At 60.3% G+C, this 25,078-nt stretch carries 25 protein-coding genes; 16 read left to right on the top strand and 9 right to left on the bottom strand.

Translation table 11 applies throughout. The annotated features are described in order from the left end of the window. The 12 genes from V7714_RS18955 to V7714_RS18900 form a co-directional block, all read left to right on the top strand. Positions 1 to 661, top strand: a 661-nt coding sequence (locus V7714_RS18955) for a bacteriophage T4 gp5 trimerisation domain-containing protein (protein ID WP_442891411.1), incomplete at its 5' end; no start/stop codon positions are given. 2 nt (positions 662 to 663) lie between these two features. Next, positions 664 to 1,191, top strand: a complete 528-nt coding sequence (locus V7714_RS18950; protein WP_335711128.1) for a DUF6484 domain-containing protein — start codon at positions 664 to 666, stop codon at positions 1,189 to 1,191. Between the two features lie 8 nt (positions 1,192 to 1,199). Continuing rightward, complete coding sequence (locus V7714_RS18945; protein WP_335711127.1) at positions 1,200 to 2,336, top strand: DUF2169 family type VI secretion system accessory protein; 1,137 nt, start codon at positions 1,200 to 1,202, stop codon at positions 2,334 to 2,336. Next, positions 2,333 to 3,355 carry a hypothetical protein gene (locus V7714_RS18940; RefSeq protein ID WP_335711126.1) on the top strand — a complete coding sequence of 341 codons (1,023 nt, stop codon included), beginning with the start codon at positions 2,333 to 2,335 and terminating at the stop codon, positions 3,353 to 3,355. The genes V7714_RS18945 and V7714_RS18940 overlap by 4 nt, the downstream gene beginning before the upstream one ends. Before the next feature lie 12 nt (positions 3,356 to 3,367). Then, positions 3,368 to 3,754 (top strand): DUF4150 domain-containing protein, encoded by a 387-nt coding sequence (locus tag V7714_RS18935; protein WP_335711125.1) that lies wholly within the window; start codon positions 3,368 to 3,370, stop codon positions 3,752 to 3,754. Positions 3,755 to 3,760: 6 nt separating this feature from the next. Then, on the top strand, positions 3,761 to 4,966 hold the full coding sequence (locus V7714_RS18930) for an HNH/endonuclease VII fold toxin-2 domain-containing protein (RefSeq protein WP_335711124.1): 1,206 nt from the start codon (positions 3,761 to 3,763) through the stop codon (positions 4,964 to 4,966). 11 nt (positions 4,967 to 4,977) lie between these two features. Continuing rightward, positions 4,978 to 5,979, top strand: a complete 1,002-nt coding sequence (locus V7714_RS18925; protein ID WP_335711123.1) for a hypothetical protein — start codon at positions 4,978 to 4,980, stop codon at positions 5,977 to 5,979. Positions 5,980 to 6,027: 48 nt separating this feature from the next. Next, complete coding sequence (locus V7714_RS18920; protein ID WP_335711122.1) at positions 6,028 to 7,227, top strand: HEAT repeat domain-containing protein; 1,200 nt, start codon at positions 6,028 to 6,030, stop codon at positions 7,225 to 7,227. Next, positions 7,224 to 7,640, top strand: coding sequence for a thioredoxin family protein (locus V7714_RS18915; RefSeq protein ID WP_335711121.1), 417 nt, complete (start codon positions 7,224 to 7,226; stop codon positions 7,638 to 7,640). Before V7714_RS18920 ends, V7714_RS18915 begins: the two co-directional genes overlap by 4 nt. Before the next feature lie 314 nt (positions 7,641 to 7,954). Continuing rightward, positions 7,955 to 8,908: a WD40/YVTN/BNR-like repeat-containing protein gene (locus V7714_RS18910; RefSeq protein ID WP_335711120.1), complete on the top strand. Its 954-nt coding sequence runs from the start codon at positions 7,955 to 7,957 to the stop codon at positions 8,906 to 8,908. Positions 8,909 to 9,017: 109 nt separating this feature from the next. Further along, positions 9,018 to 10,010 carry a hypothetical protein gene (locus V7714_RS18905; protein ID WP_335711119.1) on the top strand — a complete coding sequence of 331 codons (993 nt, stop codon included), beginning with the start codon at positions 9,018 to 9,020 and terminating at the stop codon, positions 10,008 to 10,010. A 289-nt stretch (positions 10,011 to 10,299) separates the two neighbouring features. Continuing rightward, positions 10,300 to 11,166: a hypothetical protein gene (locus V7714_RS18900; RefSeq protein WP_335711118.1), complete on the top strand. Its 867-nt coding sequence runs from the start codon at positions 10,300 to 10,302 to the stop codon at positions 11,164 to 11,166. Between the two features lie 82 nt (positions 11,167 to 11,248). Here the strand turns inward: V7714_RS18900 and V7714_RS18895 are convergent, their stop codons facing one another. The 5 genes from V7714_RS18895 to ybaK all read right to left on the bottom strand — a co-directional run bounded on the left by V7714_RS18895 (position 11,249) and on the right by ybaK (position 16,978). Further along, a complete protein-coding gene (locus tag V7714_RS18895) occupies positions 11,249 to 11,716 on the bottom strand; it encodes a VOC family protein (RefSeq protein WP_335711117.1) in 468 nt (155 codons plus the stop codon). A gap of 66 nt (positions 11,717 to 11,782) precedes the next feature. Beyond that, the gene (locus V7714_RS18890) at positions 11,783 to 13,363 is read right to left on the bottom strand and encodes an ABC transporter substrate-binding protein (RefSeq protein WP_335711116.1); all 1,581 of its coding nucleotides are present in this window, start codon (positions 13,361 to 13,363) and stop codon (positions 11,783 to 11,785) included. 98 nt (positions 13,364 to 13,461) lie between these two features. Beyond that, a complete protein-coding gene (locus tag V7714_RS18885; protein WP_442891410.1) occupies positions 13,462 to 15,057 on the bottom strand; it encodes an ABC transporter substrate-binding protein in 1,596 nt (531 codons plus the stop codon). 193 nt (positions 15,058 to 15,250) lie between these two features. Next, positions 15,251 to 16,366: a beta-ketoacyl-ACP synthase III gene (locus tag V7714_RS18880; RefSeq protein ID WP_335711114.1), complete on the bottom strand. Its 1,116-nt coding sequence runs from the start codon at positions 16,364 to 16,366 to the stop codon at positions 15,251 to 15,253. A gap of 120 nt (positions 16,367 to 16,486) precedes the next feature. Then, positions 16,487 to 16,978, bottom strand: a complete 492-nt coding sequence (gene ybaK / locus V7714_RS18875) for a Cys-tRNA(Pro) deacylase (protein ID WP_335711113.1) — start codon at positions 16,976 to 16,978, stop codon at positions 16,487 to 16,489. A gap of 50 nt (positions 16,979 to 17,028) precedes the next feature. Here ybaK and V7714_RS18870 point away from each other — a divergent pair, with 50 nt between their 5' ends. Then, entirely contained in the window at positions 17,029 to 17,571 is a 543-nt protein-coding gene (locus V7714_RS18870; RefSeq protein WP_335711112.1) for a GNAT family N-acetyltransferase, read from the top strand. Here the strand turns inward: V7714_RS18870 and V7714_RS18865 are convergent. Together V7714_RS18865 and V7714_RS18860 are read right to left on the bottom strand one after the other, a co-directional pair. Beyond that, entirely contained in the window at positions 17,562 to 18,272 is a 711-nt protein-coding gene (locus tag V7714_RS18865; RefSeq protein ID WP_335711111.1) for a substrate-binding periplasmic protein, read from the bottom strand. The two genes, V7714_RS18870 and V7714_RS18865, sit on opposite strands and share 10 nt — an antisense overlap. Positions 18,273 to 18,330: 58 nt before the next feature. Beyond that, entirely contained in the window at positions 18,331 to 19,053 is a 723-nt protein-coding gene (locus V7714_RS18860) for a substrate-binding periplasmic protein (protein WP_335711110.1), read from the bottom strand. 143 nt (positions 19,054 to 19,196) lie between these two features. Between V7714_RS18860 and V7714_RS18855 the strand changes: the two genes are divergently transcribed. Beyond that, on the top strand, positions 19,197 to 20,642 hold the full coding sequence (locus V7714_RS18855; protein ID WP_335711109.1) for a protein adenylyltransferase SelO: 1,446 nt from the start codon (positions 19,197 to 19,199) through the stop codon (positions 20,640 to 20,642). 106 nt (positions 20,643 to 20,748) lie between these two features. After that, positions 20,749 to 21,480, top strand: coding sequence for a substrate-binding periplasmic protein (locus V7714_RS18850; protein WP_335711108.1), 732 nt, complete (start codon positions 20,749 to 20,751; stop codon positions 21,478 to 21,480). A gap of 356 nt (positions 21,481 to 21,836) precedes the next feature. Here the strand turns inward: V7714_RS18850 and V7714_RS18845 are convergent, their stop codons facing one another. After that, the gene (locus V7714_RS18845; RefSeq protein WP_335711107.1) at positions 21,837 to 22,865 is read right to left on the bottom strand and encodes an AraC family transcriptional regulator; all 1,029 of its coding nucleotides are present in this window, start codon (positions 22,863 to 22,865) and stop codon (positions 21,837 to 21,839) included. Between the two features lie 93 nt (positions 22,866 to 22,958). Here V7714_RS18845 and V7714_RS18840 point away from each other — a divergent pair, with 93 nt between their 5' ends. After that, entirely contained in the window at positions 22,959 to 23,594 is a 636-nt protein-coding gene (locus V7714_RS18840) for a hypothetical protein (protein ID WP_335711106.1), read from the top strand. Here V7714_RS18840 and pdxR read toward each other — a convergent pair. Further along, the gene (pdxR, locus tag V7714_RS18835; protein WP_335711105.1) at positions 23,569 to 25,068 is read right to left on the bottom strand and encodes a MocR-like pyridoxine biosynthesis transcription factor PdxR; all 1,500 of its coding nucleotides are present in this window, start codon (positions 25,066 to 25,068) and stop codon (positions 23,569 to 23,571) included. The genes V7714_RS18840 and pdxR overlap by 26 nt on opposite strands. Positions 25,069 to 25,078 lie beyond the last annotated feature (10 nt).

The raw sequence follows: 25,078 nt of genomic DNA, 5'->3' as shown, positions 1-25,078 counted from the left end.
CGAAAGCCACTGGGTGGGCCACGACCGCAAGAAGACGGTGGACCACGACGAGACGGTGCTGGTGAAGCATGACCGTACCGAGACGGTGGACAACAACGAGACCATCACGGTGCACAACGACCGCACCGAGCGGGTGGACCACAACGAGAAGATCTCGATTGGGGACAACCGCACGGAGGATGTGGGCAAGAATGAGACCATCAGCATCGGTGAGAACCGCAGTGTGACGGTGGGCGACAACGAGACCATCAGCATAGGCAGCAACAAGACCGACGATATCGGCGACAACCTGAGCATCACGGTAGGCAAGGCCAAGACCGAGACGGTGGCGCTGGCGTCGATGGAGAACGTGGGCCTGGCGAAGATGACGAACGTGGGGGCGGCTTATAGCCTGAACGTGGGGGCGTTCATGAATACCGTGGTGGCCCTGTGGCAAAAGGAACAGGTCGGTAAAAGCAAGACGGTAGACGTAGGCAACGAATTTGTTCTGCAGGCTGGCGACTCCATCACGCTCAAGACCGGTAAAAGCACGCTGGTCATGAAGAGCGATGGCACGATCACCATCAACGGTCACGATATCAGCCTGGGCGCTAGTGGCGAACAGGTGTACAAAGCCGACGGAAATATGACCCTCAAGGCCAAGAAGATACTGGAGAACTGAGCATGCAGGCCATTCCGCAGAACGCGCCCGCAACCACCGAAAGCGACGCCGCCAACCCCATGCTCAACCTGCTGCTCAACAAGCCGGTCGCTGCGTGCCAAGCGCCGGAGCGGGTAGATGGCATCGTCGTTGGCCGGTTCGCAGGCCTTGGCCATGAAGGCCAACCCCTGGTCGATATCCCTGCCTACGCACTGCATGGGCTACCTGCGCTCAGCGTCACATCTTGTGATACCCATGTCGCGGGAGAACAGGTCGCGCTGGGTTTTGAGGGCAGCAATCCCCACCGCCCTATCATTTTGGGTTTTATGCAGCCGCTGTCAGGCACAGCCAGCACGGCAGCCACGATAGTCAGGGATGATGAAGACGAAACCCACCTGGTGATCGAAGCAGAGCAGCAGTTGGAGCTGCGCTGCGGCGACGCAGCGCTCATCCTGAGCGCAGACGGGCGCATCCAGTTGCGTGGTAGCTATATCACCAGCCATGCCACCGCCACCCAGCGCATCCTGGGCGGTTCGGTCCAGATCAACTAGGCCGCACCATGGAAATCATTGTTGGCTCCAAACATCTGGCCACCCAGGTTTTCACCGCGCATGACGTCACCGGCCGCGAACATCTCGTCATCATCGCCAAGGCGACTTGGCAGATCCCCGCAGCAGGTCAGCGGCCGCGCCCGCTCCCGCCAGAACCTATAGCTGTCGCCGACAGCTATTTCGGCGAGCCCGGTCTATCCCCCATGCGCTACGGCAGCGATTGTGTCCGCTTCAAGCTGCGCTGCGATATCCTGCTCGATGCCATCGCCTACCCCCCTCAGTACCAGCCGCAGACCGAATGGCGCGCCGGCTTCCGTGTCGGCAACCTGCAGAAGGCGTTGCGCGTGCTGGGGCCTCGCCAATGGCAAAAGCGCTTCGGCAGTTATGCCATCAGCGATCCCGCCGCTACCGCCAGCGTACCGCTGCACTATGGCTATGCCTTCGGCGGTAGCCATGAATACACAGTTCAGCAGGATGGTCAGGCCATCAGCTACACCGAAGCCCTCCTCAGCAATCCGGTAGGCATGGGTTGGCGAGGCAGCCAGAGCGGTGCAGAACTCAGCGGCCAGCCCGCGCCTCAGCTCGAATCCATACATGCCGCCATTCAGGCGCCCGACGATAATCTGGCACCCATGGCCTTATCGGCCATAGGCCGGCACTGGCTTCCGCGCACACAGTACACCGGCACCTATGATGAGCGTTGGCAGCAAGAGGTCTTTCCCTTCCTGCCCGAGGATTTCGACGAGCGCTTCAATCAATGCGCCCCAATGGATCAGCAGACAGACTATCTGCTCGGCGGCGAAGAGATCGTCCTACTCAATCTGCACCCCAGCCAGCCCGATATCCGCTTCAAGCTACCCCCCTTGGATGGCATCACGCCCAAGGTACTGCGTAACGACTACAGCAGCGAAATGCCCGCCTGCCATGCCGATACCCTGTACATAGAACCGGAACAGAACCGTTTCTCTATAGTCTGGCGTGCAAGCACGCCAATACGGCGACGGCTGCAGGAGTTCAAGACTATCGCCATCGGGCCAGTCAACCCTCAATGGTGGAAGGAGCAGACCCTGGGCATGGAAGGTGGCTGCAGCGGTTGCGGCAGCTCACCCCTAGTTATCGCTGACATTACCGACGAGGACGAATGATGACCCCGTTACAGGTTGAAGCCGCCGGCCTGTGTTGCGCACTGGGTTATAACCTTGCAGCAGCATCCTGCGCCCTGCGCGCCGGCATGGATCACTTCCAGGAAAGTGAGTTTGTCGCCGGAGGCGGCGCCAAGGTAAGAGTCGCCCGCCTACCAGATACCAGCACCTGGGGCTCCAAGCGCATTGCACAGTGGATCAAGCTGGCGGTCGAAGACTGCCTGGGCAAGATACCCTCGCTCGATACCCAGATCGTACCCCTGATCGTACTTTGCCCCACGCAGGACCGCCCCATGGTGGATGACGACTGGTGCCTGGATACCTATCGTTTTGCCGAGCAGGCCATAGGCCGGTCGTTCGACCCACGCTCGGCCATTCTGCCAAACGGTCGCGCCGGCTTTATGCAAGCCCTGCAATTGGCACAGCGCTGGATACATGAAGAGCAGGTGGCACGCGTACTGATCGTCGGCGCCGACAGCTATCTCGACGCCGCCGGCATCAACCACTATCTGGATGAAGAGCGGTTACTGATACCTGGCAATCGCGATGGATTCCTGCCCGGCGAAGCGGCCGCCGCAGTCCTGCTGAGCAAGCCCGGCTCAGCGCCTGGGGTACGTGTCATGGGTGTCACCACAGCCAACGAACCAGGACGTCCTGATGGCAGCGTACCCAGTCGTGCTCAAGGTCTCAGTCAGGCAATCCGGAGTGCTTGCGCCCAGGCAGGCACCCAACCCGGCGCACTCCGCTTTCGCATGAGTGATCAAAACGGCGAAAGCTTTTTTGCGGCCGAAGCCGCCAACGCAATGACCCGGGTACTGTGGCAATGCGCGACACAACCCACGGTACTGACCACCGCCGATTGCGTGGGTGAAGTGGGTGCCGCCACCGGCCCGCTCATGCTGGCCCATCTCAGTGCCGTGATGGCTGGCCCCCACTCACCAGGCGACACAGGATTGGTCCATCTCGCCAACGACAACGGCCTGCGTGGTGCGCTGATCGTGCAGCACCACCCAGGCAACTAAGCAGACTATCCCATGGAAACCTACGTTTACGCCAACGACGACGAAATCTGCTCCAAAGCGGCAGATGGCAAATCCATTGCCGGCCCCGATCCCTGCTGGAGCCCACCGCCGCCCTCAGCCGGACCTGTGGTGGTGCCCTATGTGAACACTGCTTACGCCAGCAACCTTACCAAGGGTTCCGGCACGGTCTTCATATGCGGCACCCCCGTCGCCCTGCGGGATAAATCTTACCTCGCCAACAGCACGGGTAACGAACCCGCCACACAGGCTTTCAAGAAGGGCGCATCCAGCAGCGTCATCAAGGGCAAGGCCTATTTCACCGATTGGTCACCCGACGTCAAGGTAGAGGGCCTAAACGTCTGCCGACATACCGACCCCACCACGCACAACCACGGGTAATCCTGCATGTCCGCCAATACTCCCACCACGTATTACATGGATGGCAATGCCAACGCCAAGGATTGCGATAAGGACTTCAAAAAGATTAAGGAAGAGTGCGCCAAGGACGATGCCAACGACCCCAAGGAAAAGCGTAAGGTACGTACCTCCATGAGCAAATTGCTGGGGTCCAAGTACAAGAGCAAGGGATACAACAAGACCCTGAGCGATGGCGGCATGGACAATAAGTCCTGGATGGCCGACCACTGCGACTTCCTATGGATCAAGCCCGGCCCGGAATCGCATCAGAAGTTTCTGGAGAAGGTCAACGACCTGCGAACCGATCTCAAGGACGCAGTGGACGGCGCGCTGACGAAGATGATTGACGAAGCCAAGGATCGCATCAAGCAGGAGGCGATAGATCTGGCCAAGAAGAAGGCCGGTGAAGCGGCAGTCCGTGCTGGCGGTCGCTGGGTGGTCGGCGCAAGCGGTGCCGCTGTCGGCGGGGTAGGTGCCATCGTGACCGAAGGGATAGCCACTGTCTGGAACCTTTGCGATATCGCCAAGACCGGCTATCAGGTGGCCACCACTGGCTACGACACCTACAAGGACATCGACAAGCTGGACGATGTGCTGAAACGGTATACCGACATCGGCAAGGAGTTGGAGCGCCTGCAAACCCAGGCCAAAGCCGACCCACAGAAAGCCGTTGCAGACATGATGGGCAATTTAGCCCGCGCCAATCCCTGCACCCGCGCCCGGCGCTGCTCCCTCGTGCCATTCAAGGATCAGAACCAGTTGGATGGCCGTGGCTGCTGCCCTGGGCAAACAGGCCATCATGTCATGCCGGGAGAAATGGTGGGGTGGAGCGAAAGCACCAACAAGTACACTGTCGATCCCCCACCCTGTCCTGGCTACGACCATGCGAAGGCTCCCACAATATGCGTGGAGGGAGCAAACAATACCCATGGCACGCACGGTGCCGTCCATGGCGTACTCAAGAAATCGACAGAGATGTATAAGGGTAAAAAAGGCACCAACGCCATCTCTTATACGTCTGCACGAGAGATGGCCATCAGCAGCGTACAAACGACCTTTCCTGAATCCGGCTGCGACAGGAAATGTCTGCGGGCGCAGCTAGACGATTTTTACAAAAATATCTGTAAGGGTAATGTCCTAGCTGAGAGCGGCGGCGGCCCTGCGGAAGAGATTAACACTAGGCGCAGCAACTAAAGGTATTACGAATGAAAAAACTAGATTTGCTTACAACCAGTGCTTATGAGAAAAACTTCAAGGGCTATTCGCTAGTCGATTGCGCCGCCCGCCATCGCGGCATCTTCAATTTCGTATTGAAGCAGGAATACGATACGAACAAAGGTGCACCGGCGGATCACGAGCTCAAAACACGCGTCGTGATTCTTTTTATGGACGAGCCGGATGACTATTTTGACCATTCTCAATTAACGGGGTGGAGCTCCATGCTCGCAGGAGCGAGCAACTTACCAAAGAATCAATTTGTTGGCGCCAGCGGCATGGGGCATATCTATGTTATTGGCAGTGGGGATGTCTTTATGGAAAATCAAATCCCCAACAATGGAGGCAAAGGTCCGTTCCGGGCAGGCTTACGCCGACTCAAGCAATTCAACGGCTGGCTCTATGGCTGCGATGGCTTGCGTACCGTGTTCAAACGGGAAGGCAACAATCAATGGGTAAATGTCGGCGGCTACCCCAAAGAACCTAAAGAACGCGAATGGATGGAAAATCGGGCCGGCTTTGAGGATCTCGATTTCTTCTCCGAAACCGATCTCTATGCGGTCGGCGGCCAAGGGGATGTCTGGCACTGCGATGGCAGCCGCTGGCGGCAGATTGCCTTCCCATCCAATATGTATTTGCATTCGGTCTGCTGTGGCGGCGATGGCCAAGTCTATATCGGTGCACAAAGCGGCAATGTTTTTCGAGGCAGGGGCGATAAGTGGGAACACCTGCATAAGGACGACCTGACCCTACCGTTCAAGGACATGGTCTGGTTCAATGACCGGGTCTATGCGACTAGCGACTATGGCCTGTGGGAGATCCAGGACGGCAAGGTTCGCCCTAGCGAAGCCCCTATCGAGATCACCAACTGCGCTGGCAATCTCTGGGTTGCTGATGGCGTGATGCTACTCGCAGGCCAATACGGTGCAGCCCTGCACGACGGCAAGGAATGGTCCCGCCTGTTCAGCCTGGCGGATTTGAGCACCCGTTGAGCCCAAGCGACGTTCAGCTACTAGCGCGTTGAAAGACTGCCCCACATCATGAATGCCCCCCTGCAAGTAGACGCCATCATTCAGCGTCACGCCACCGATGCTGCCTTTTACTGGTCTCAGTGCGATGGCGCATCACGCTCTCCCATTCTGACAGCAGAACGGCTGCAGCATTTCCGTTACCTGCTGCAGGCGCATCTGGAAGGGCTGCAGATCGCCGGTGAAGCAGGCTGGAAGGCGGCCTTCAAAGCTTTTGAGCGCTGGAAAGGGCCTAGCGAAACCTTTGTGTGCGCGTGGCTCGCGCTGGGCGAAGCCGATGGCGCCAAGTTCAAGGCAATCTGGCCGCTGGTGGCCGAGCAACCCGAGCGTATGCTGCGTGGTGTGATCAGCGCCCTGGCACAGATCGGCGACGAACCCGCAGCGCGCTGCATAGGCCGCTGGGGGCTGTCTACCGGCTTCCCTGTGCTGCAGGTAGCTGCCCTGCGTGCTGCCGCACACCGCAGCGAGCTGGGCGCCACCACCCTGCAAGACCTGTTTGCACTGGGCCAAACCTCGCCCGACTCCCATGTGCAGGCCGCCAGTTGCCGGCTAGCCCGGCGCTTGGCAGGGCCGGCCGTCGTGCCCAGCCTGACAGCCCTGCTGGATACCGCCAACTACGTTGTGCGTGCGGAAGCCGCCATTGCCTTGCTGCAGCACGGCAATGCGAGCGCTTGGCAGCCCTTGTCCAAGGCGCTGCAAAGCCGCGCAGCCACGCTGCCGTCCCTCACTGGTTGGCAGCAGTCCCAGGCCATGCACAGCCTGAGCCGCTGGGTGAACTACGCCGGTCTCCACTCAACCCGCAACAACACGGCACTACTGGCCTTGCGAGACAGCCTGCCCGATAGGCTGGCCCTGCAGTTGGCCTTGTATCACGGAGCTGCCAACTGGCTACCCTGGGTACGAGACCACACCAACGCCGGTCCCCACGCCCGTTATGCTGGCTGGGTGTGGCAATGCCTTACTGGCATCGATCTTGAAGCCCACCATCTCTGCCTCACGCCCGAGTCCAACGATCTGCAAGAGGGCGATCCCCAGGATGTTGGCCTACCGCTACCCGCCGCCGCTCGTTTGCCCGAAGCACTCCCCTTGCCTCAGGATGTCGCCGTCCTGTTAGGACAGCCTGTTTCGCCGGCGCGGCTCCAGCAGATCATCGCAACCGCGCCCTGTGCGCTCGCTCATCTCGCCACACTGCATCAGGAGTTTGAGGCATGAATGCCGTGCAAACTCCCCAATGGGATCTCTGGCTGGATGCCGCCCGGCTTGCCGAGCGGCTGTCCCAGCCAGATAGCCAGCTCATCGCAGTTATAGGCGCCGAAGCCTGGTGCCAGAAATGCCGCCAGCTCAAGCCGCTATTCGAGACGGCAGCACACAACGCGCAGCCCAACGAGACCTGGCTTTGGCTGGACCTGGAGGACCATGCTGAATTCATCGGCCCGCACATCCCCGACGACCTGCCCACGCTGCTGCACTACCGGCAAGGCAAGCTGATAGCCCATGGCACGTTGCCCACGGGCACAGCAGCATTTGAGCCTGCCATGCAGGCTGCGTCCCAACATGCAGCCAAGCCCGATATCGGCCTTTTTCAACGACTGACATCCGCCAACTGGTCTCAGGGGGGCATCTAACAATCTTGCGGAGCAAGAGGCCATAAGACCTAGCCAATATTAGAAGACAGGCAAAACAGGCGCCCCCGCCCGTGACTGCCAACGCCTCTTGCAGAACAATTACGTCGGTTTCATCCCCGGTGAAGCGGGCGCCAAGCTCTGCTTCGTCATCGGTGAGCCAATATCATCGCCCCCAGCGGTAGCATGGCCATAAGCGGCCTCGGCATGACCCAAAAGGCCGAAACTCTGCTTGACCGGGCGATTCATAATCCCAAAGCAACTGCCAGCGATCTAAGCCGAGCGCCGCCCTCACGCATTCGTCAAAAGGAAAAACAATGCTGCTGTCTGAAACCTATCCAGAGGCCTTTGACGGCTTTCACGTTTACGATTGCGCGATCAGAACCAATGGCTATTGCTTTATTTTGAGCGAAATCAAGAAGGAGCGAACTGACAAGGAGCCATTGAAGCGTATGGTGGCCTACTTTCCCGATTACCAGGGAGAACCCCTGCTCAATTGGAAGGAGTACCGGGGCTTCGCTAACCCGCATCTGAGCATCGCCTATCAACCCAATGAGCAAGCGGTGATGCTTGCGCTGCGTGCGCCGGTTGCAGTCATGGGCAGCGGTGTAAGCGGTATGGAGCAAGATGTCCCGCACGGCAACAAGAACATGCCTTTGTTCAACGGTGCACACGGCATCGCGACAATTGATGGCTACGTCTATGCGGTGGGTGGGTGGCGCACCGCTTGTCGCCGCGTTGGCCCCAATCAATGGGAAAACATCGTCGATCGCAAAACCATGCCCGCGCCGGAGAGCGATGGAGCACTGCCCACAGGCGGCTTCAGCGCAATTGATGGTTTCAATGCCAACGATATCTACTGCGTGGGCCGTAACGGCGATGCCTGGCGTTTCGATGGCAAGCAATGGCACCAGTGTGCACTGCCCACCAATATGTACCTGGAAAACGTCTGCTGTGCCGGTGACGGCTACGTCTATATCGGCGCGCAGTCCGGCTCCGTCCTCAAGGGGAGCGACAACAACTGGACACTGATCCATCGCGGCGACCTGAGCTTACCCTTCCGCGACATGGTCTGGTACCAGGGCAAGGTCTGGTGTACCTCCGACTACGGCCTGTGGACCATAGAGAACGACAAGCTGGTGGAACCGGACCTGCCAGACGGTGTGCGATTCTGCTCCGGCCGCCTCGCCGTGGGCGATGGCAAGCTGATGCTGGCCGGCATGTATGGCGCCACCGTGTATGACGGCAAGCGCTGGGAGCACCTGCTGTAAGCCCTATGCGTGCGCCCATCCCCCTATTCCAGCCCGGCTCAAATCCGCGGGGCATCAATATCTGGTGCAAGCTCAAAGCTACCGTTAACACAGACATGAGTGGTTAATTATGTTCGATGCAAAAACTTGGGCAAGATTCGGCGCAGGCTTCTCGTTCTATGACTGTGCAATCAGCACCGACACCCGTTTCTGGTTACTAGGGTATGAAATCCAGGACACACCACACCGTGATCCCTGGCCCAGGATGCGTATCCTGTCAGTCAGTCTTAAAAAGGACATGGCTGAGCGCTTCTCTTACGATGAGTTTGGCAATTTTGATTTCGCACGCATGGCATTTTACAAAGGTGATCAAACAGAAATCGTCGCAGCTGATCTCGGCGGCTTGATTTACTCATTCAATGCCCTTGGTACGCGCGAGGAAGCACCGCACCCAATCGGCTTGGCAGGAACCGATCTACGCGCCACCGTCACGCAAATCGTTCGCATTGGACAGCATGCCTACACCGTTGGCGGGCCTCGTCGTATGCACAAGCGCCTGGGTATGAATCAATGGGAAGATCTGACCAAAGACCTACCCATCCCACACGCCTATGCCAACGGCGATGTCCCCATGGGCGACTACATCTGGAAGAGCGCTGCCGGTTTTAGCGAGTCCGACATCTATGCCGTTGGCGGTGCTGGCGATGTCTGGCACTACGACGGCCAACGCTGGACTCAATGCAGCTTTCCATCCAACGAACGGCTGTACAACGTTTGCAGTGCCGACGACGGCAATGTCTATATCGGCGGCAATATGGGTTCGCTCTACGTCGGAAAAGGCAACCAATGGACCAAGCTCTGCGACAGCAATTTCGGCGTTCCTTGGAAGGATATCGCCTGGTTCGCGGGCAAGCTCTGGTGCGGCTCGGACTACGGCCTGTGGGAACTGTGCGGTAAGGACTTGATACGTGCAGACATCCCCGCCAACGTCCAGCTCGTCTCTGGTGCCATTGATATCTCCCCCGACAAGAAGTGGATGCTGACCGCCGGCCCCGATGGCGCAGCACTGTTTGACGGCACCACTTGGGAAGTCCTATTCAACCGCCACGACCTGGAAGACTAATTACTCGCAGGCAACCACGATTGCCGTCAAGTAGATATCGATAGCGACACAGGATAAGCCTTGCGACGAGAACCTCAAAAATGCCAAAGCTATCCCATACTCCGGCATGCTCAATGGCAGACCGACCATCCCTGCGACCGGCAACAAGAAGGGTTAAATTTTGATTCTCACCAAAGAAACATGGAAAAACACAATACAAGGCTATTCAATTTACGATTGCGCCATTCGATCAGCCGATCGTCAATGCTTCCTTTTGTATGAGAAACAAGAACCCCTACACAGAGACTCCTTGCCCGCAATTCGATTTGTATTCACATACAATGATGAAGCAATTCCACAGGAGCGGTATTATTTCCGGCAATTCAACAATTTCAGATTCGCAAGATTAGCTTTCAATACACAGCCTGTGCCGAATTATGTGGCGGTCGATACGCGCGGCCAAGTGTACAGTTACGACCAGAGTCGTGACGATGTTGAGCATCAGCATCCAGATGATATACCCGGCTCAGAGTTAGCGGCAGTCGTTACGCAGGTTGCGCGTATTGGGCAAAACATCTACACCGTTAGCAACCCACGCCGTACGCATAAACATACAAATATTGATGTTTGGGAAGACCTTACCAAGGATTTACCGGTTCCTGCCGATTTTGGTACACCGGGCAATGGCCTTAAATACATGTGGTCCGACATTGCAGGCTTTACTGAAACCGATATTTACGCGGTCGGCGGCCTAGGCGATGTCTGGCATTATGATGGCCAACACTGGACCCAATGCAGTTTCCCCTCCAATGAGCTATTAAACAACGTCTGCTGTGCCGACGACGGCAACGTCTATATCGGCGGCAATATGGGTTCGCTCTATGTTGGCAAAGGCAATACCTGGAAAAAGTTATCTGACAGCAATTTCAGCGTACCTTGGAAGGACATCGCCTGGTTCGCGGGCAAGCTCTGGTGTGGATCCGACTACGGCCTGTGGGAACTGCGCGGTGGGGTCTTGATACGAGCGGAGATCCCCGCCAACGTCCAGCTCGTCTCTGGTGCCATTGATATCTCCCCCGACAAGAAGTGGATGCTGACCGCCGGCCCGGATGGTGCCGCGCTGTTTGACGGCACCCACTGGGAAGTCCTGTTCAGCCGCCACGACCTGGAAGATTAAGCACTCACTGAGCCACCAGTCACCAGAGGCCTGATTTGCTGTCATGTCCAAATCGACCGGCAATCTACGGCTACGTAATTAGCTACTCGGCGGCGATGTCGTGGCCACGGGCTATCTTGCCCGCGGGTGCCTCAAACCAGAAGTCCCCCTCCGCATCCAGGTACCCCCCGGGGTTCCACGCCACCTCCCACAGATAGCCATCGGGGTCGCTGAAATAGCCATTGCGGCCGCCCCAGAAGGTATCTTCAGCGGGCTTGGTGATGGTGGCGCCTCGGCTGGCCAGTTCCTGCAGCAAGCTATCGACCTCGCCCCGCACCGCCACGTTGTAAGCCAGAGCGATACGGGCATGGCCGCCCTCGCCTGCCAGGCCGGCATCCTGTGCCAGGGCATCGGCGGGGAACAAGGCCAGCACAAAGCCATTGAGCTGGAAGAAAGCCACACCGACCTGGCTCTTGGGCGAGAGCGGCCAGCCCATGACCTCGCAATAGAAGCGGCGTGCCCGCTCAAGGTCGCTTACCCCCAGGGTGATGAAGCTGATACGGGCTTGCATGGCGCTGGCTCCCATAAAAAACGGCGGCCACTGGCCGCCGCTTGATCTGCCGTGGTAGACCCCAGTCTACTTGACGGAGACGTTTTCGAAGTTGTTATTGGTGAACGGGCTGGGCTTGAAACCCACGACGTTCTTCTGGAAAGCCACGGTCGTCAGCGGCTCCACCAGGGTGGCCCAGGGCATTTCCTCGATAAAGATCTTCTGGGCGGCTTCGTACAGCTTGGTGCGCTCCTTCAGATCGGTTACCCGCTTGGCCTGGTCGATCAGCTTATCGAACTCCTTGTTGCACCAGCGCGAGCGGTTCTCGCCCGATTCGGCGGCGGAGCAGCTCAGATTGGGGGTCAGGAAGTTATCGGGGTCGCCGTTGTCACCTGCCCAGCCATAGATGGTGACATCGTGCTCACCAGCCTTGGTGCGCTTTTGCAGTTCCACCCACTCCATCACCGTCACCTTGACGTTGACGCCCAGCTTTTTCCAGTCGGCCTGCAGCATTTCGGCGGCCAGCTTGGGGTTGGGGTTGGAGCCGCTGCTGCCGTTACGCACCAGGATATTGAGGTCGAAGCCATTGGGGTAGCCGGCTTCCTTCAGCAGCTTCTTGGCCTTTTCGATATCGGTCTTGTAGGCAGGGATCGCCTTGTTGTAACCCCACATGCGCGAAGGCAGCGGCAGGTGGGCAGGCGAGGCATTGCCTTCCCACACGGCCTTGATCATGGCGTTCTTGTCCAATGCCAGTGCCAGCGCCTGACGCACGCGCTTGTCCTTGAGCTGGGGCTTCTGGGCATTGAAGGCCACATAGGTCAGCAGCAGTGCCGAGGTTTGCAGCACGTTCAGCTTGGGGTCGGCCTTCAGGCCGGGGATATCGGCCGGCTTGGGGTAGACCATGAAGTTGCACTCGCCGCGCTTGAGCTTCTGGGTACGCACGGCACCGTCTTCGGTGATGGCGAAGATCAGCTTGTCGCTGCCGGGCTTGCCGCGCCAGAAGGTCGGGTTGGCGTCGTAGCGTATCTGCGAGCCCTTCTCGTAACGCTTGAACACATAGGGGCCGGTGCCAATGGGCTTGAGGCTGATATCGCCGGGACGGCCAGCCTTGTCCAGCTGCATGGCGTACTCGGCCGACACGATATCGGCAAAGCCCATGGCCAGGTTGGCCACAAAGGGCGCTTCAGGCTTGCTCAGGGTGAACTTGACCTTATAGGGGTCGAGCTTTTCGATCTTCTTGATCAGGGTGGGGAAGCCCATGTCGGCGGCATAGGGCCAGCCCTGCAGGCTGGCCTTGGCGCCGGGGTGCTTGTCGTCGATCATGCGCTGGAAGGTCCACAGCACATCGTCGGCATTGAAATCACGGGTGGGCTTGAACCACTCGGTGGTGTGGAACTTCACGCCACGGCGCAGATGGAAGACGTACTCCAGGCCGTCCTTGCTGGCCTCCCACTTCTCGGCCAGGGCGGGTACGACCTTGGTGCCGCCTTTTTCGAACTCGGTCAGGCGGTTGTAGATGGCCTCGGTGGAGGCATCATGGGTTGCGGCAGCGGTAAACATGCCGCCATCGAAGCCTTCGGGCGAGGCTTCGGAACAATAGACCAGCGTCTTGGCCTGGGCGCTAGTCGCCAGTGCCAGGGCTATAGCCGTGTATTTGATCAGTTTCATCGTATTTGCTCCGTGGTGCATGCGTATGCAGCAGGTAATCATCGTCTTACGCAAAAAAGGACGGGCGTACCCGTCCTTTCCCGATTGCCGAGGCAGGCTTACTTGATCGACACGCCGTAGAAGGCGAAATTGCCGAAGGGGCTGACCTTGAAGCCTTCAACCTTCTTGTTCATCGGCACATACACGGTCGAGTGGGCAACGGTAGTCCAAGGCACTTCGCGCTTGAAGACTTCCTGGGCCTTCTCGTACAGCTTGGTGCGCTCCTTCTGGTCGTTCACCTGCTTGGCCTTGACCACGGCATCGTTGAACTCCTTGTTGCACCAGCGCGAGTAGTTGTTGCCACCCACGGCGTCACAGGATAGCAGCGTGCCCAGCCAGTTGTCCGGATCACCATTGTCGCCCGTCCAGCCGACCAGCACGGTGTCGTGCTCGCCGTTCTTGGCGCGCTTGAGGTACTCACCCCACTCGTAACTGGTGATAACGCCCTTGACGCCGATCTTGGCCCAGTCAGCCTGGATCATTTCGGCCATCAGCTTGCCGTTGGGGTTGTAGGGACGTTGCACCGGCATGGCCCACAGGGTGATGCTCAGATCCTTCACGCCGGCCTTGGCCAGCATGGCCTTGGCCATCTCGGGGTTGTAGGCGGCATCCTTCAGGTTCTTGTTGTAGGACCATTGGGTAGGTGGCATGGGGTTGCTGGCAACCTGGCCTGCGCCCTGGTACACAGCGTCGATGATGGCCTTCTTGTTGATGGCCATATCCAACGCACGGCGCACCACCACGTTGTCCAGCGGCTTGTGTTCAACGTTGTAACCCAGGTAGCCGACATTGAAGCCAGCCTGGTTCATCATCTTCAGCTTCGGGTCCGCCTTCAGGCCAGCCAGGTCGGCCGGCTTGGGGTGCGCCATCAGGTCGCATTCACCGGCCTTCAGCTTCTGTGCACGCACGGCACCATCGGTGGTGATGGCGAAGATCAGGCCATCGAGCTTGATATCAGCCTTGTTCCAGTATTGCTTGTTGGCCGTATAACGGATCACGGCGTCTTTCTGGTAGCTCTTGAAGACGAAAGGGCCGGTGCCGATAGGCAGGGTATTGATCTGGGTGGGCTTGCCTTCCTTCAGCAGCTGGTTGGCGTATTCAGCCGACAGCACCGAGGCGAAGTCCATGGCGATATTTTGCAGGAAGGGGGCGTCCACCTTCTTCAGGGTGAACTTGACGGTCAGGTCGTCCAGCTTTTCCACCTTGGCGATGTTCTCATCCAGGCCCATGTCGGTGGCGTAGGGGAACTCGGTGGGATAGGCCTTACGGAACGGGTGCTCCTTGTTGATCATCCGCTCGTAGGTGAAGACGATGTCGTCGGCGTTGAAATCGCGCGTCGGCTTGAAGTATTCGGTGGTATGTACCTTCACGCCACGGCGCAGCTTGAAGGTGTACTGCAGGCCATCGGGGCTGATGGTCCAGGATTCAGCCAGGGCGGGGACAACCTTGGTGCCACCACGCTCGAACTGCACCAGACGGTTGTAGATGGCCTGTGCAGTGGCATCCATCGTGGTGCCGGACGTGAACTGACCGGGGTCGAAACCCTCGGGGCTACCTTCAGAACAGTACTTGAGCATAGCCGCTTGGCCGGCAGTGGCGGCAAAGGTGGCGGCAAGTGCGAACGACAACACGGTAAGACGCTTCATGTAGTTCATCCTCGTGGGTGAGTTTTGCAGACCGGGTCGGGAAGCCCCTGGATAAATCCCCGGCACACCTTACGAGAGATTTATCCAGAGACTCCCTAGGGTTTTCCCTAAGCAGCAACCCGGCAATGCGGCGATTCCGCATGGCGCGAGACGGTAACACAGCCGTAAACGTGAAAACAGCGGGGCGAGCCCGCTGTTGTACCTATTGCTTCCTTACTACAACGCTTCCGACCGAATAGCCGGCCCCGAAGCTCGATATCACCCCCACCTCGCCCGGTGGCAGATCGCCATGCAGATGGAAGGCAATAATGGAACCAGCGCTGGAGGTATTGGCATAACGATCCAGAATCACCGGCGCCTCCTCGGCCGTGGGGTCACGCTCCAGCAGCCGTTTGGCAATCAGCAGGTTCATGCTCAGATTGGCTTGATGCAGCCAGAAGCGGCGCACCGCTGCAGGTGCCAGCCCCAATTGGCCCAGGTGGCTGGCGATATGCTCGGCCACCATGGGGCAGACTTCCTTGAAGACCTTGCGGCCCTCCTGCACGAACAGCTTGTCGCGCAGGTCGCCCGTTTTGTCCTCGGCCCGATTCAGAAACCCGGCATTGTTGCGGATATTGTTGGAGAACACCGTGGCCAGGCGTGTGCCCAGTATCTCGTAGCCCTTTACCTGGGCCAGTTCGGCACGCTCCACCACCACGGCGGTGCAGACATCGCCAAAGATGAAGTGGCAATCACGGTCGCGCCACTCCAGATGGGCCGAGCAGATTTCCGGGTTGAGCATCAGCACGGCACGGGCGCTACCGGTACGGATGGCATTGGCCGCCTGTTCCAGCCCAAAGGTCGCGCTGGAGCAAGCCACGTTCATGTCAAAGGCCCAGCCCTGTATGCCCAGTGCCTGCTGTATCTCGACCGACATGGCCGGGTAGGCGCGCTGCATATTGCTGGCGGCACAGATCACGCCATCAATGTCGGCAGCGGTCCTGCCTGCCCTGGCCAGGGCTTCGCGCGCGGCGGCCACTGCCATCTCGGCCATGACCGACAGTTCCTCGTTGCCACGCGGGGCAATCTGCGGGCACATCCGCTTCGGGTCCAGGATGCCGGCCTTGTCCACCACGTGGCGCTGCTTGATGCCCGAGGCCTTTTCGATGAACTCCACCGAGCTCTCTGCCATGGGCTCCAGCTCGCCAGCAGCGATGCGCTCGGCGTTGGCCGTGTTCTGCAGGCGGACATATTCATTGAAGCTGGCCACCAGCTCTTCGTTGCTGATGACTTGCGGCGGCGTATAGAGACCGGTGCCGGTGATGACGGCTTGATGCATGGCGGTAACCTTTACTGTGTCGGGGTCGCGCAGCTTGCCGGGGCGGATGGAACAGGCTGTCCAGGCCACCTAGCAAGCGATTGAATCTGCGCAGTTTAGCAGATGCACCGGCAGCACCGCCTACTCATGCGGATTGGCCACTTCCACCAGTTCGGCCTGCAGCAGGGGCAGCAGGGACTTGGGGTCCAGCCCTACCAGGAAACCCCGCTTGCCGCCGTTGAGATAGATGCGATCCAGCGCCATGATGGACTTCTCGACATATACCGGCATGGCCTTGCGCGTCCCCAACGGCGAGGTGCCGCCCACCAGGTAACCAGTGTGGCGATTGGCCACCTCGGCACTACAGGGCTCGATATGCTTGCGGCCTGTCTGCCGCGCCAGATTGCGGGTAGACGTCTCGCAGTCGCCATGCATGAGCACGATCAGGGGTTTCCTGGCCTCATCTTCCATCACCAGGGTCTTGATCACAGCATGCTCGGGCACGCCCAACTGGCGCGATGACTCGGCCGTGCCGCCTTTTTCCACATAGTCGTAAAGGTGTTCGGTATAAGCCACCTTGTGCTGGCGCAAGGCACGCACGGCGGCGGTGACGGGGGCTTTTTCCTGGCTCATGGGGGCGATTTTAACCACGCAGCACGGGGTATTTCCATGATAATTGCCATATGGAGATCCTGACCGAACGCCTGCGCCTGCGGCCACTGAGAGAACGCGACATGGCCAGCTTCTTGGCTTATCGCAATGAGCCCGAGGTAGCACACTGGCAGAGCTTTGCCCTGCCCTACTCGCTGGACGAAGCGCAAGCGCTGTTCAGTGAATGCGATGCCAGCCAGCCGCTGATGCCGCGCACCTGGCGGCAGATTGCCATTGCCAGCCGCCTGGACGACAGCTTGCTGGGCGATTGCGCCGTATGCCTGTCGGGCGATGGTCAGCAGGCAGAGCTGGGTATCACCCTGGCGCCCAAGCACCAGGGCTGTGGCTACGCCAGCGAAGCCTTCAAGGCCTTGCTAGATTGGTTGTTCAGCCAGCAAGGTCTGCATCGCGTGCATGCAGCCTGCGACCCGGACAACCATGCCTCGGCCCGCTTGTTACGCCGCGTAGGCATGCGCCAGGAAGGCCACTTCAAACGTAGCCTGTGGCTCAAGGGACAATGGGTGGATGACCTGGTGTTTGGTCTGCTGCGAGAGGAATGGCAGGCTCAGCGATAGCGGGCGGCAAACCCGGCTGCGGTGCCATCCTGCAATACCGATTGCACGGCGCCATCCAGTTTCTGGAACAGGGCATCCGGCATACCCGGGTTGCAGGCCAGCCACATCTGGGTATCGCCGGGGTTACCCATGGTGATCACCACCCGCACCTCCCCCTGATAGCCTTCGCGATTGGCCTTGTACGCACCACTGATCACCCCGGCCACCCATAGGTCTATGCGCCCGCCCATCAGCTTGGGCAGGTTGTGCCTATCGGCTGGCGCCCGGTCCAGCGGCACCCCCTGACGCTCCACATAGTCGCCATAGGCATCTGCCAGATAGCCGCCCACTTTGTATTGTTTGGCATCGGCCACGCTATCGAGCCGTATGGCGCTGCCAGTACGCGCAAACAGGGCTATCTTGTCGTCCACCAACGGCCCTATCCACTTGAACTGCGACTCTCGTTTGGCGCTACGCACAGCAGAGTAAACACAGGTATCACTGCGGCTGGCAGCCAAGGCCAGCGACCGCGCCCAGGGCAGCAGATCGAACTGTGCAGACAAGCCAGCCCGGTTCACCGCCTCCCGTAATATCTGGGTTGAGATGCCACTGACCCGCCCGTCCTCCAACATATTGAACGGTGGATAGTCCTCAGTCAGCAGCACCAGCGCGTTGGCACCGGGCATGACCAGCAACAGGCAGAACAAGGGCAGGCAACGCATGCTGCTGCTCCCACACCGCCGGGCACCCGGCCACTCAGGCGGGCGCCCAGCTGCGCGGCTATTTGTATTTGGTACCCAGCTTGGCGGCCGTGCCATCCTTGGCAATGGATTGGATCGCGTCGTTGAGCTTCTTCACCGTGTCATCCGGCACACCGGGATTACACGCCAGGTACATCTGGCTGTCCTTGGGATCGCCCACCGCCAGCACCGGCTTGATCGCGCCCTTCAGGCCTTCGCGTGCTGCCTTGTAGGGGCCACTGTTGGCACCCGCCACCCACAGGTCTATGCGTCCCGAGCTGAGCTTGGGCAGGTTCTGGGTATCTGTCACCACCCGCTCCAACTTCACCCCCTGCTTCTCTACAAAGTCGCCATAGGCGTCGCCGTTGTAGGCGCCTACCTTGTACTTCTTGGCGTCGTTGATACTGCCCAGGGTGATATTGCTCTTGCTGGCGGCAAACAGCGTGATCTGGTCGGCCGTCAACGGCCCCACCCACTTGAACAACTTTTCCCGTTCCGGTGTGCGTACCGCAGAATAGACACAGGTATCCGGCTTAGTCTTGGCCATATTGAGCGCACGCTCCCATGGCAGCAGCTCAAAACTGGCCGTCAGCCCCGCACGCTTCAACGCCTCCTGCAGCATCTCGGTGGAGATCCCGACCACCTTCTTTTCCTCGTACATATTGAACGGTGGATAGTCTTCAGTCGTGAAGGTCAGTGCCTGCGCCTGCAAGGCGGCAAAGCCTGTCAGGGTGGCACACAGAAGGCTGCGGCGTAGCATCATGGTGGTCTCCGGAGAACGAGAAAGGACATCGCGACGGCAGGCGATGCTGCCTTGACCTTAGACCACCCGCCCCACTCTGCGCCAGCCAGCTACGATATGCGGCCTGCCGGGGTAGAATCGTCACCTGTCCCTCTGGAATCACCATGCCTACCATCAAGCTCGATCAAGCCGGTTTTCGCGGGCTAGTGCCGGACTTCTACAGCGAAGTCACCGCCACGCCCCTGCCTCAGCCCCGGCTGGCCGCCTACAACGCCAGCCTGGCTGCCGAACTGGGCCTACCCGCCAGCGCGGATGACTGGCCTGATGCCGCCGCCATGCTGGCCGGCAACCTGCCGGCGGCCGATAGCACCGCCATGGCCACGGTCTATTCAGGCCATCAGTTCGGCGTCTGGGCCGGCCAATTGGGCGATGGCCGCGCCCTGCTGCTGGGTGAGGCCCGTGGTCAGGAGGTACAACTCAAGGGAGCCGGGCTCACACCCTATTCACGCATGGGTGATGGACGGGCTGTGCTGCGTTCCAGCGTACGCGAATACCTCTGCTCCGAAGCCATGCACGGCCTGGGGATACCGACCACCCGGGCGCTGGCCCTGGTAGCATCGCCCGAGACAGTCTGGCGCGAGACGCCAGAAACCGCTGCGGTCCTGACCCGGGTGGCACCCAGCTTTCTGCGTTTTGGCCATTTCGAGCATTTCTTCTATCGTGATCAACAGCCCCAGCTAACGCAGTTGGTGGATTATGCCGTCAGCCGCTACTTTCCCCACTGCAAAGAGGCCACGCGGCCGGCTCAGGCCATGTTGCAGGAAGTCATACACCGCACCGCCGCCCTGATTGCCGATTGGCAAGCTGTTGGCTTCTGCCACGGCGTGATGAACTCGGACAATATGTCACTATTGGGCCTGACCATAGACTACGGCCCCTTCGGTTTTCTGGACGGCTTTGACGCCGGCCATATCTGCAACCACTCCGATCACAGCGGCCGCTACGCCTATGGCGCCCAGCCCGAGATCGGCCTATGGAACCTGCACTGCCTGGCCCAGGCCTTGCTGCCCTTGCTGGACCGCGACGAGGCCATCGCCGCCCTCAAGCAGTACCAGCCGCTGTTCGAAGCCGAGCTGACCACGCGCTTCAGCAGAAAACTAGGCCTGACCACCCAGGAGGAGGATGACTGGAACCTGCTGGTACGGCTGTTTGACCTGATGCAGGCCAGCCGCAGCGACTGGACCCTGTTCTGGCGGCAACTCAGCCATTTCGACAGTAGCCCGGACGCACTCAACCCCGATGTGCGCGACATGGTGCTGGACCGCGAGGCATTTGACGGTTGGGCCCGAGATTACAAAGCCAGGCTGGCACGCGAGGCCAGTGTAGATGCGGCACGCCACGCCGCCATGCAGACCACCAACCCCAAGTATGTGCTGCGCAACCATCTGGCCGAGCAAGCCATACGGCAAGCCCAGGCAGGAAACGACAGCGAGATTGCCCGCCTGCAGCAATTGCTGGCAAAGCCGTTTGACGAGCAACCCGCCTTTGAAACCTATGCTGGCCTGCCGCCCGACTGGGCCAAGCAGCTGTCGGTAAGCTGTTCGTCGTAAGAGTATGGAATTCCTGCACCAATAAGCTAAGACCTTTAGTAGAAGACAGAGCATCGACAGCGGTATTTTGCCGCTAGCCGAGCCTACTCAACTATGAAAAGGGCGAATGATGAAACTGTTTATCCTGAGTGCCGTCATGGCATGCAGCGCTGCTGCCTGGGCCGAAACCGTGACCATAGGTGCCGAAGACGATTGGGCGCCGTACTGCTCCAAGGTAGGCAATGACGCCAAGGGCTTTGCTGTCGACTTGGTGCGCGAAGCCTACAAGGCGGCTGGGGTGGAGGTGAAGTTCGCCGTGGTGCCCTACGCACGCTGTATGAGCGAAGCCAAGGAAGGCAAGCTGGTGGGCTGCTTCAATGCCGCCCGTAACAGCCTGCTGGAAAACGACTACCTGTGGCACGCCAAGCCCATGTTCAATGCCCGCATCAATATCTACGCCCCGGCCGACAGCAGCGAGAGCGGGCTGACGCCCAAGAGCCTGGAAGGCAAGGATGTGGCGGTCACCAATAACTATGAATACGGTGACGACTTTGATCGCAACACCAAGATCAAGCGCAGCGTCAGCAACCAGGATGAGCAGGGTTTCCGCAAACTGCTGGCCAAGCGGGTGCAGTACATGGTGGCCTACGAGAAAGTAGCCAATGCCATCTTCAGCAAGAACAAGGCCGAATTCACCGGCAAGTTCAAGGCCGTGGGCATGACTGCCGAGCCAGGCCTGTATATCGCCTTCTCCAAGAAGCACCCGGACAGCGCCAAGTTCGTGGAAAAGTTCAACCAGGGCATGGAGGCGATACGCAAGAACGGCAAGTACAAGTCGCTGGAGGCCGCCTGGCCTTGAGAGCCTGTCTGTACCCAGGGTATTGATGGGTGTCACGGACAGCGCAGGCGCCAGGGAAACCCTGGCGCTATGCTTCCGCACCACCTGAACCCATAGGCTCTCCCCTGATTGAGCCCACTCCCCCCGCCCTCGCCGCCGCGACGGAAGTCCACGTTGCACGGTGCGTGGAGGGAGCTTCGCTGGCGCTCATCATCATTTTGAATGGGCTTCAGCGCCCGTCTGTACCCAGGGCATTGATGGGTGTCACGGACTGCGCAGGCGCCAGGGAAACCCTGGCGCTGGGCTTCCACGCAGCCTGAACCAGAAGGCTTTCCCTTGATTGAGCCCACTCCCCCCGCCCTCGCCCCCCGTGACTGTCAGGTATGGGTCAAGCGCCACCGCCTGGGTGACATCCCCGTCCAGCGTCGGAATGCCCGATTGAAGGCGCTCTGTTCCGAGTAGCCCAGCAGCAGTGCCACCTCGGGCAGGGCCAGGCGACGGTCGCGCAGATAGCTTTCTGCCAGGCAGCGGCGGCTATCCTCCAGCAGTGCGCGGTAGTGCCAGCCCAGCGCTTGCAAACGCCGACGCAGGGTACGGTCCGACAGGTTCAGCGCCTGGGCGCAGGCCTGCAGGGCAGGCTCGCCCTGCACCAGGTGCTGCGAGATAAAGCCGCGGACCGACTGCAGCAGTGCCTCACGGGCTGGCATGGCGGCGAACAGCGCGGCCACCTGTTGCTCCAGCATCGCCGCCAGGGCTGGATCGGGCTGGCGTAAAGGCAGGGCCAGGACAGCAGCCGGCAAGTGGACGCGGGCTGCCGTCTGGCCAAACAGCACTGGGCAGCCGAACAGCTCGACATAGGGGCGCATATCGGCCGGTGCGGCCTCCACAAAATGCACCATCAGGGGCCGCAATGGCTGCCCTGTGATACAGCGGGCGAAATGGACCAGGGCCGCCAGCCCGCATTGGTTGGCCAGCAGCCCGATGGCGCGGGCATCGTCGCCCCACTCCAGCACCACCGCACCGCCTGCCGGATAGTGCCGCACGGGGCTGACATCATGCACCAGCCGTTGGTATCGAAGATAGCGCTCCAGCGCCGTGGCAGATGAACCCGAGAGCTGCAGCACATAGCCTAGCGGCCCAAGGTGAGCCGGTGTAATGGTTGCCCCCAGGCGCAGGCCCAAGGCAGGGTCGGCCAGATGCAGTGCAGCCTGGGTCAGCAGCTGGCGCCAGTGGGCTGCGGTAACCGTGCCGTCCGGCCCCGGTGGCGAGGCTGCCTCACCCAGCACGCGGCCTACAGCCTGCCCCAGCGCTGCCAGATAATCGAACAGCAGCCGCACATAAGTGCCAGGCACACTGCCAGTTACCGGCAGTGGCGGATTCGCACGTTCGATTTCCAGCTTGATCATGGCCTGAAGTGTCAAAAAGCTGGCCCGGCAAGTCAAGCCCCACCTCGCACCAAGGCCTAGCATGGCCTCCCTACTTCAAGACGGAGCCTTGCAATGATTGCCCCATCTGCAGCCCAGGCGCAGGCGCTGCTGCGCGACCCCAGCCACTTCCAGTGGTACGTCATTCCCCTTCTGCTGCTGGTCATACATGCCTATGGCGAGCAGGCAGCCGAGAAGCGCTGGAGCGTGGTGCTGGGCGGTATCGCCTTCTGGCTGATGGACTGGATCAATGAAATCTGGAACGGCCTGCTATTGCACTTCTCCGGCTATGCCCCTGCCTGGGCCACCCCAGGCGGCTCGGCCTACGTGATCCTGGTGGGGCTCAACATCGAAATCTGCCTGATGTTCGCCATCATGGGTCTGTATGCCGTACGCACACTGCCAGCCGACCGCACGCTCAAGCTGCTGGGCATCAACAACCGCTGGTTGCTGGCTGTGGTGAGCTCAGTGCTGTGCGTGCTGGTCGAATATGGCCTCAACCATATCGGCGCGCTGACCTGGGAATGGCGCGGCTGGAACACCAAGGCGCCATGGCTGATCTGGTTGATAGGTTATCTACCGTTCTTCCTGGTGGCTTACTGGGTGCACGACATGCCCTCCCGCAAACACCAGTTGGCCGTGGTGGGCGGTCTCGCCACCATCGTGCTGTGCGCCCTGATTCTGTTTATCGGAGTGTTGGGCTGGATCTGATCCCCATGCCATGCAGGGCCTGGGCCAGCCTGACGGCTGCCAGCGTCAGGCTGGCATCATCCACCCCGGCATAGCCCAGCACCAAGCCAGGGAACGGTGGCTCACCCGCGCAGTAGGCTGACAGCGGTGGCGCGGCGATGCCTTGCTGCGCTAGGATAGTGCTGACCTTGGCATCGTCCCAGCCTGTGGGTAGCCGAGCCGTCACATGCATGCCCGCCTCGCCCCCCAGCAGGGGCAAGGCATCTCCCAGCTCATCCTCCAACACCTTGCGCAGCTTTGCCTGGCGACGGGCATAGACACCCCGCATGCGGCGCAGATGGCTGCCAAAATGGCCCTCCTCGATAAAGCGGGCCAAGGCCGCCTGGGCCGTATAGTCTCCCTCGCGATACAGGCGCGCCTGCAGTTGCCGCAATGGCGCTGCCAGCGCCGCCGGCACCACCAGGTAAGCCAGCCGCAAGGCGGGAAACATGACCTTGCTGAAAGTGCCCAGGTAAATCACCCTGCCGCTGCTATCCAGCCCCTGCATGGCCGCCAGGGGCCGGCCAGCATGGCGGAACTCGCCATCGTAATCGTCCTCCACCACCCAAGCCCCCTGCCGTGCGGCTTCGGCCAGCAAGGCCTGCCGGCGCGCCAGGCTCATGACACTGCCCAGCGGATACTGGTGCGACGGAGTCACATAGACCAGCCGCGGCGCCGGTAGCGCCCGCCCCTGCCAGTCCAGGCCCTCCTCATCCACTGGTACAGGGCAAACCGAAAGGCCAGTGGCCAACCAGGCCATGCGCGCTCCCCGATAACCGGGCTCCTCCATCCAGACGGTATCACCCGTGTCCGCCAGCGCGCGTCCCAGCAAGTCCAGCGCCTGCTGCATGCCGCTGCAGACCAGCACCTGCGCCGGCCCGCACACCACACCGCGAGATAACTGCAGATAGCCCGCCAAGGCCTGCTTGAGCGCAGGGTGGCCACCCTGCTCGCGGTAGTCAAAATCATCCGCCTGGGCCCCGCGTTGCTGTGCCTGCAGCAAACGCCACCAGACAGGCCAGGGAAAAGCCGCCAGGTCAGGCCGCCCCGGTGCAAATGCAGCCGCAGCCGACTCCACCCGCTCGCCCATCACGTCCAACCAGGCTGCAGCCCGCCGCGATAGCGGCAGTGCCTCGCCTATCGCTGTCTGGCGGGCCGGCCAAGCCGCGGGCTCGGGCAGCTGTGCTGCCACGAACGTGCCTGCGCCCGCCCTGGCTTGGCAAAAACCTTCGGCGCAAAGCTGCTCGTAGGCGTGCAGCACCGTATTGCGTGCCACCGCCAATGCCTGGGCCAGTACACGGCTGGCCGGCAAAGCGGTATCGCCCGGCAGTAGCCCCTGCTGTATTGCCTGCCTTAAGGCACGGTAGAGCTGGCGATGGAGCGGCTCCGCCCCCTGGCGATCCAGCCTGGCCGCCAGGTAGTCCAGCAAGGCCGGCAAATTGGTTCCATTCAACATCGATCAATCG

Origin of the sequence: Chitinimonas sp. JJ19, assembly GCF_036961565.1 — a bacterium.
Classification (GTDB): Bacteria; Pseudomonadota; Gammaproteobacteria; order Burkholderiales; family Chitinimonadaceae; genus Chitinimonas.
This window is presented reverse-complemented; position numbering and strand designations above follow the sequence as displayed.

What these genes read in the sequence shown, in the direction of transcription:
- V7714_RS18950 (WP_335711128.1), top strand. Translation starts at nt 664, where the DNA reads ATGCAGGCCATTCCGCAGAACGCGCCCGCAACCACCGAAAGCGACGCC.
- V7714_RS18945 (WP_335711127.1), top strand. Translation starts at nt 1,200, where the DNA reads ATGGAAATCATTGTTGGCTCCAAACATCTGGCCACCCAGGTTTTCACC.
- V7714_RS18940 (WP_335711126.1), top strand. Translation starts at nt 2,333, where the DNA reads ATGATGACCCCGTTACAGGTTGAAGCCGCCGGCCTGTGTTGCGCACTG.
- V7714_RS18935 (WP_335711125.1), top strand. Translation starts at nt 3,368, where the DNA reads ATGGAAACCTACGTTTACGCCAACGACGACGAAATCTGCTCCAAAGCG.
- V7714_RS18930 (WP_335711124.1), top strand. Translation starts at nt 3,761, where the DNA reads ATGTCCGCCAATACTCCCACCACGTATTACATGGATGGCAATGCCAAC.
- V7714_RS18925 (WP_335711123.1), top strand. Translation starts at nt 4,978, where the DNA reads ATGAAAAAACTAGATTTGCTTACAACCAGTGCTTATGAGAAAAACTTC.
- V7714_RS18920 (WP_335711122.1), top strand. Translation starts at nt 6,028, where the DNA reads ATGAATGCCCCCCTGCAAGTAGACGCCATCATTCAGCGTCACGCCACC.
- V7714_RS18915 (WP_335711121.1), top strand. Translation starts at nt 7,224, where the DNA reads ATGAATGCCGTGCAAACTCCCCAATGGGATCTCTGGCTGGATGCCGCC.
- V7714_RS18910 (WP_335711120.1), top strand. Translation starts at nt 7,955, where the DNA reads ATGCTGCTGTCTGAAACCTATCCAGAGGCCTTTGACGGCTTTCACGTT.
- V7714_RS18905 (WP_335711119.1), top strand. Translation starts at nt 9,018, where the DNA reads ATGTTCGATGCAAAAACTTGGGCAAGATTCGGCGCAGGCTTCTCGTTC.
- V7714_RS18895 (WP_335711117.1), bottom strand. Translation starts at nt 11,716, where the DNA reads ATGCAAGCCCGTATCAGCTTCATCACCCTGGGGGTAAGCGACCTTGAG.
- V7714_RS18890 (WP_335711116.1), bottom strand. Translation starts at nt 13,363, where the DNA reads ATGAAACTGATCAAATACACGGCTATAGCCCTGGCACTGGCGACTAGC.
- V7714_RS18885 (WP_442891410.1), bottom strand. Translation starts at nt 15,057, where the DNA reads ATGAACTACATGAAGCGTCTTACCGTGTTGTCGTTCGCACTTGCCGCC.
- V7714_RS18880 (WP_335711114.1), bottom strand. Translation starts at nt 16,366, where the DNA reads ATGCATCAAGCCGTCATCACCGGCACCGGTCTCTATACGCCGCCGCAA.
- ybaK (WP_335711113.1), bottom strand. Translation starts at nt 16,978, where the DNA reads ATGAGCCAGGAAAAAGCCCCCGTCACCGCCGCCGTGCGTGCCTTGCGC.
- V7714_RS18870 (WP_335711112.1), top strand. Translation starts at nt 17,029, where the DNA reads ATGGAGATCCTGACCGAACGCCTGCGCCTGCGGCCACTGAGAGAACGC.
- V7714_RS18865 (WP_335711111.1), bottom strand. Translation starts at nt 18,272, where the DNA reads ATGCGTTGCCTGCCCTTGTTCTGCCTGTTGCTGGTCATGCCCGGTGCC.
- V7714_RS18860 (WP_335711110.1), bottom strand. Translation starts at nt 19,053, where the DNA reads ATGATGCTACGCCGCAGCCTTCTGTGTGCCACCCTGACAGGCTTTGCC.
- V7714_RS18855 (WP_335711109.1), top strand. Translation starts at nt 19,197, where the DNA reads ATGCCTACCATCAAGCTCGATCAAGCCGGTTTTCGCGGGCTAGTGCCG.
- V7714_RS18850 (WP_335711108.1), top strand. Translation starts at nt 20,749, where the DNA reads ATGATGAAACTGTTTATCCTGAGTGCCGTCATGGCATGCAGCGCTGCT.
- V7714_RS18845 (WP_335711107.1), bottom strand. Translation starts at nt 22,865, where the DNA reads ATGATCAAGCTGGAAATCGAACGTGCGAATCCGCCACTGCCGGTAACT.
- V7714_RS18840 (WP_335711106.1), top strand. Translation starts at nt 22,959, where the DNA reads ATGATTGCCCCATCTGCAGCCCAGGCGCAGGCGCTGCTGCGCGACCCC.
- pdxR (WP_335711105.1), bottom strand. Translation starts at nt 25,068, where the DNA reads ATGTTGAATGGAACCAATTTGCCGGCCTTGCTGGACTACCTGGCGGCC.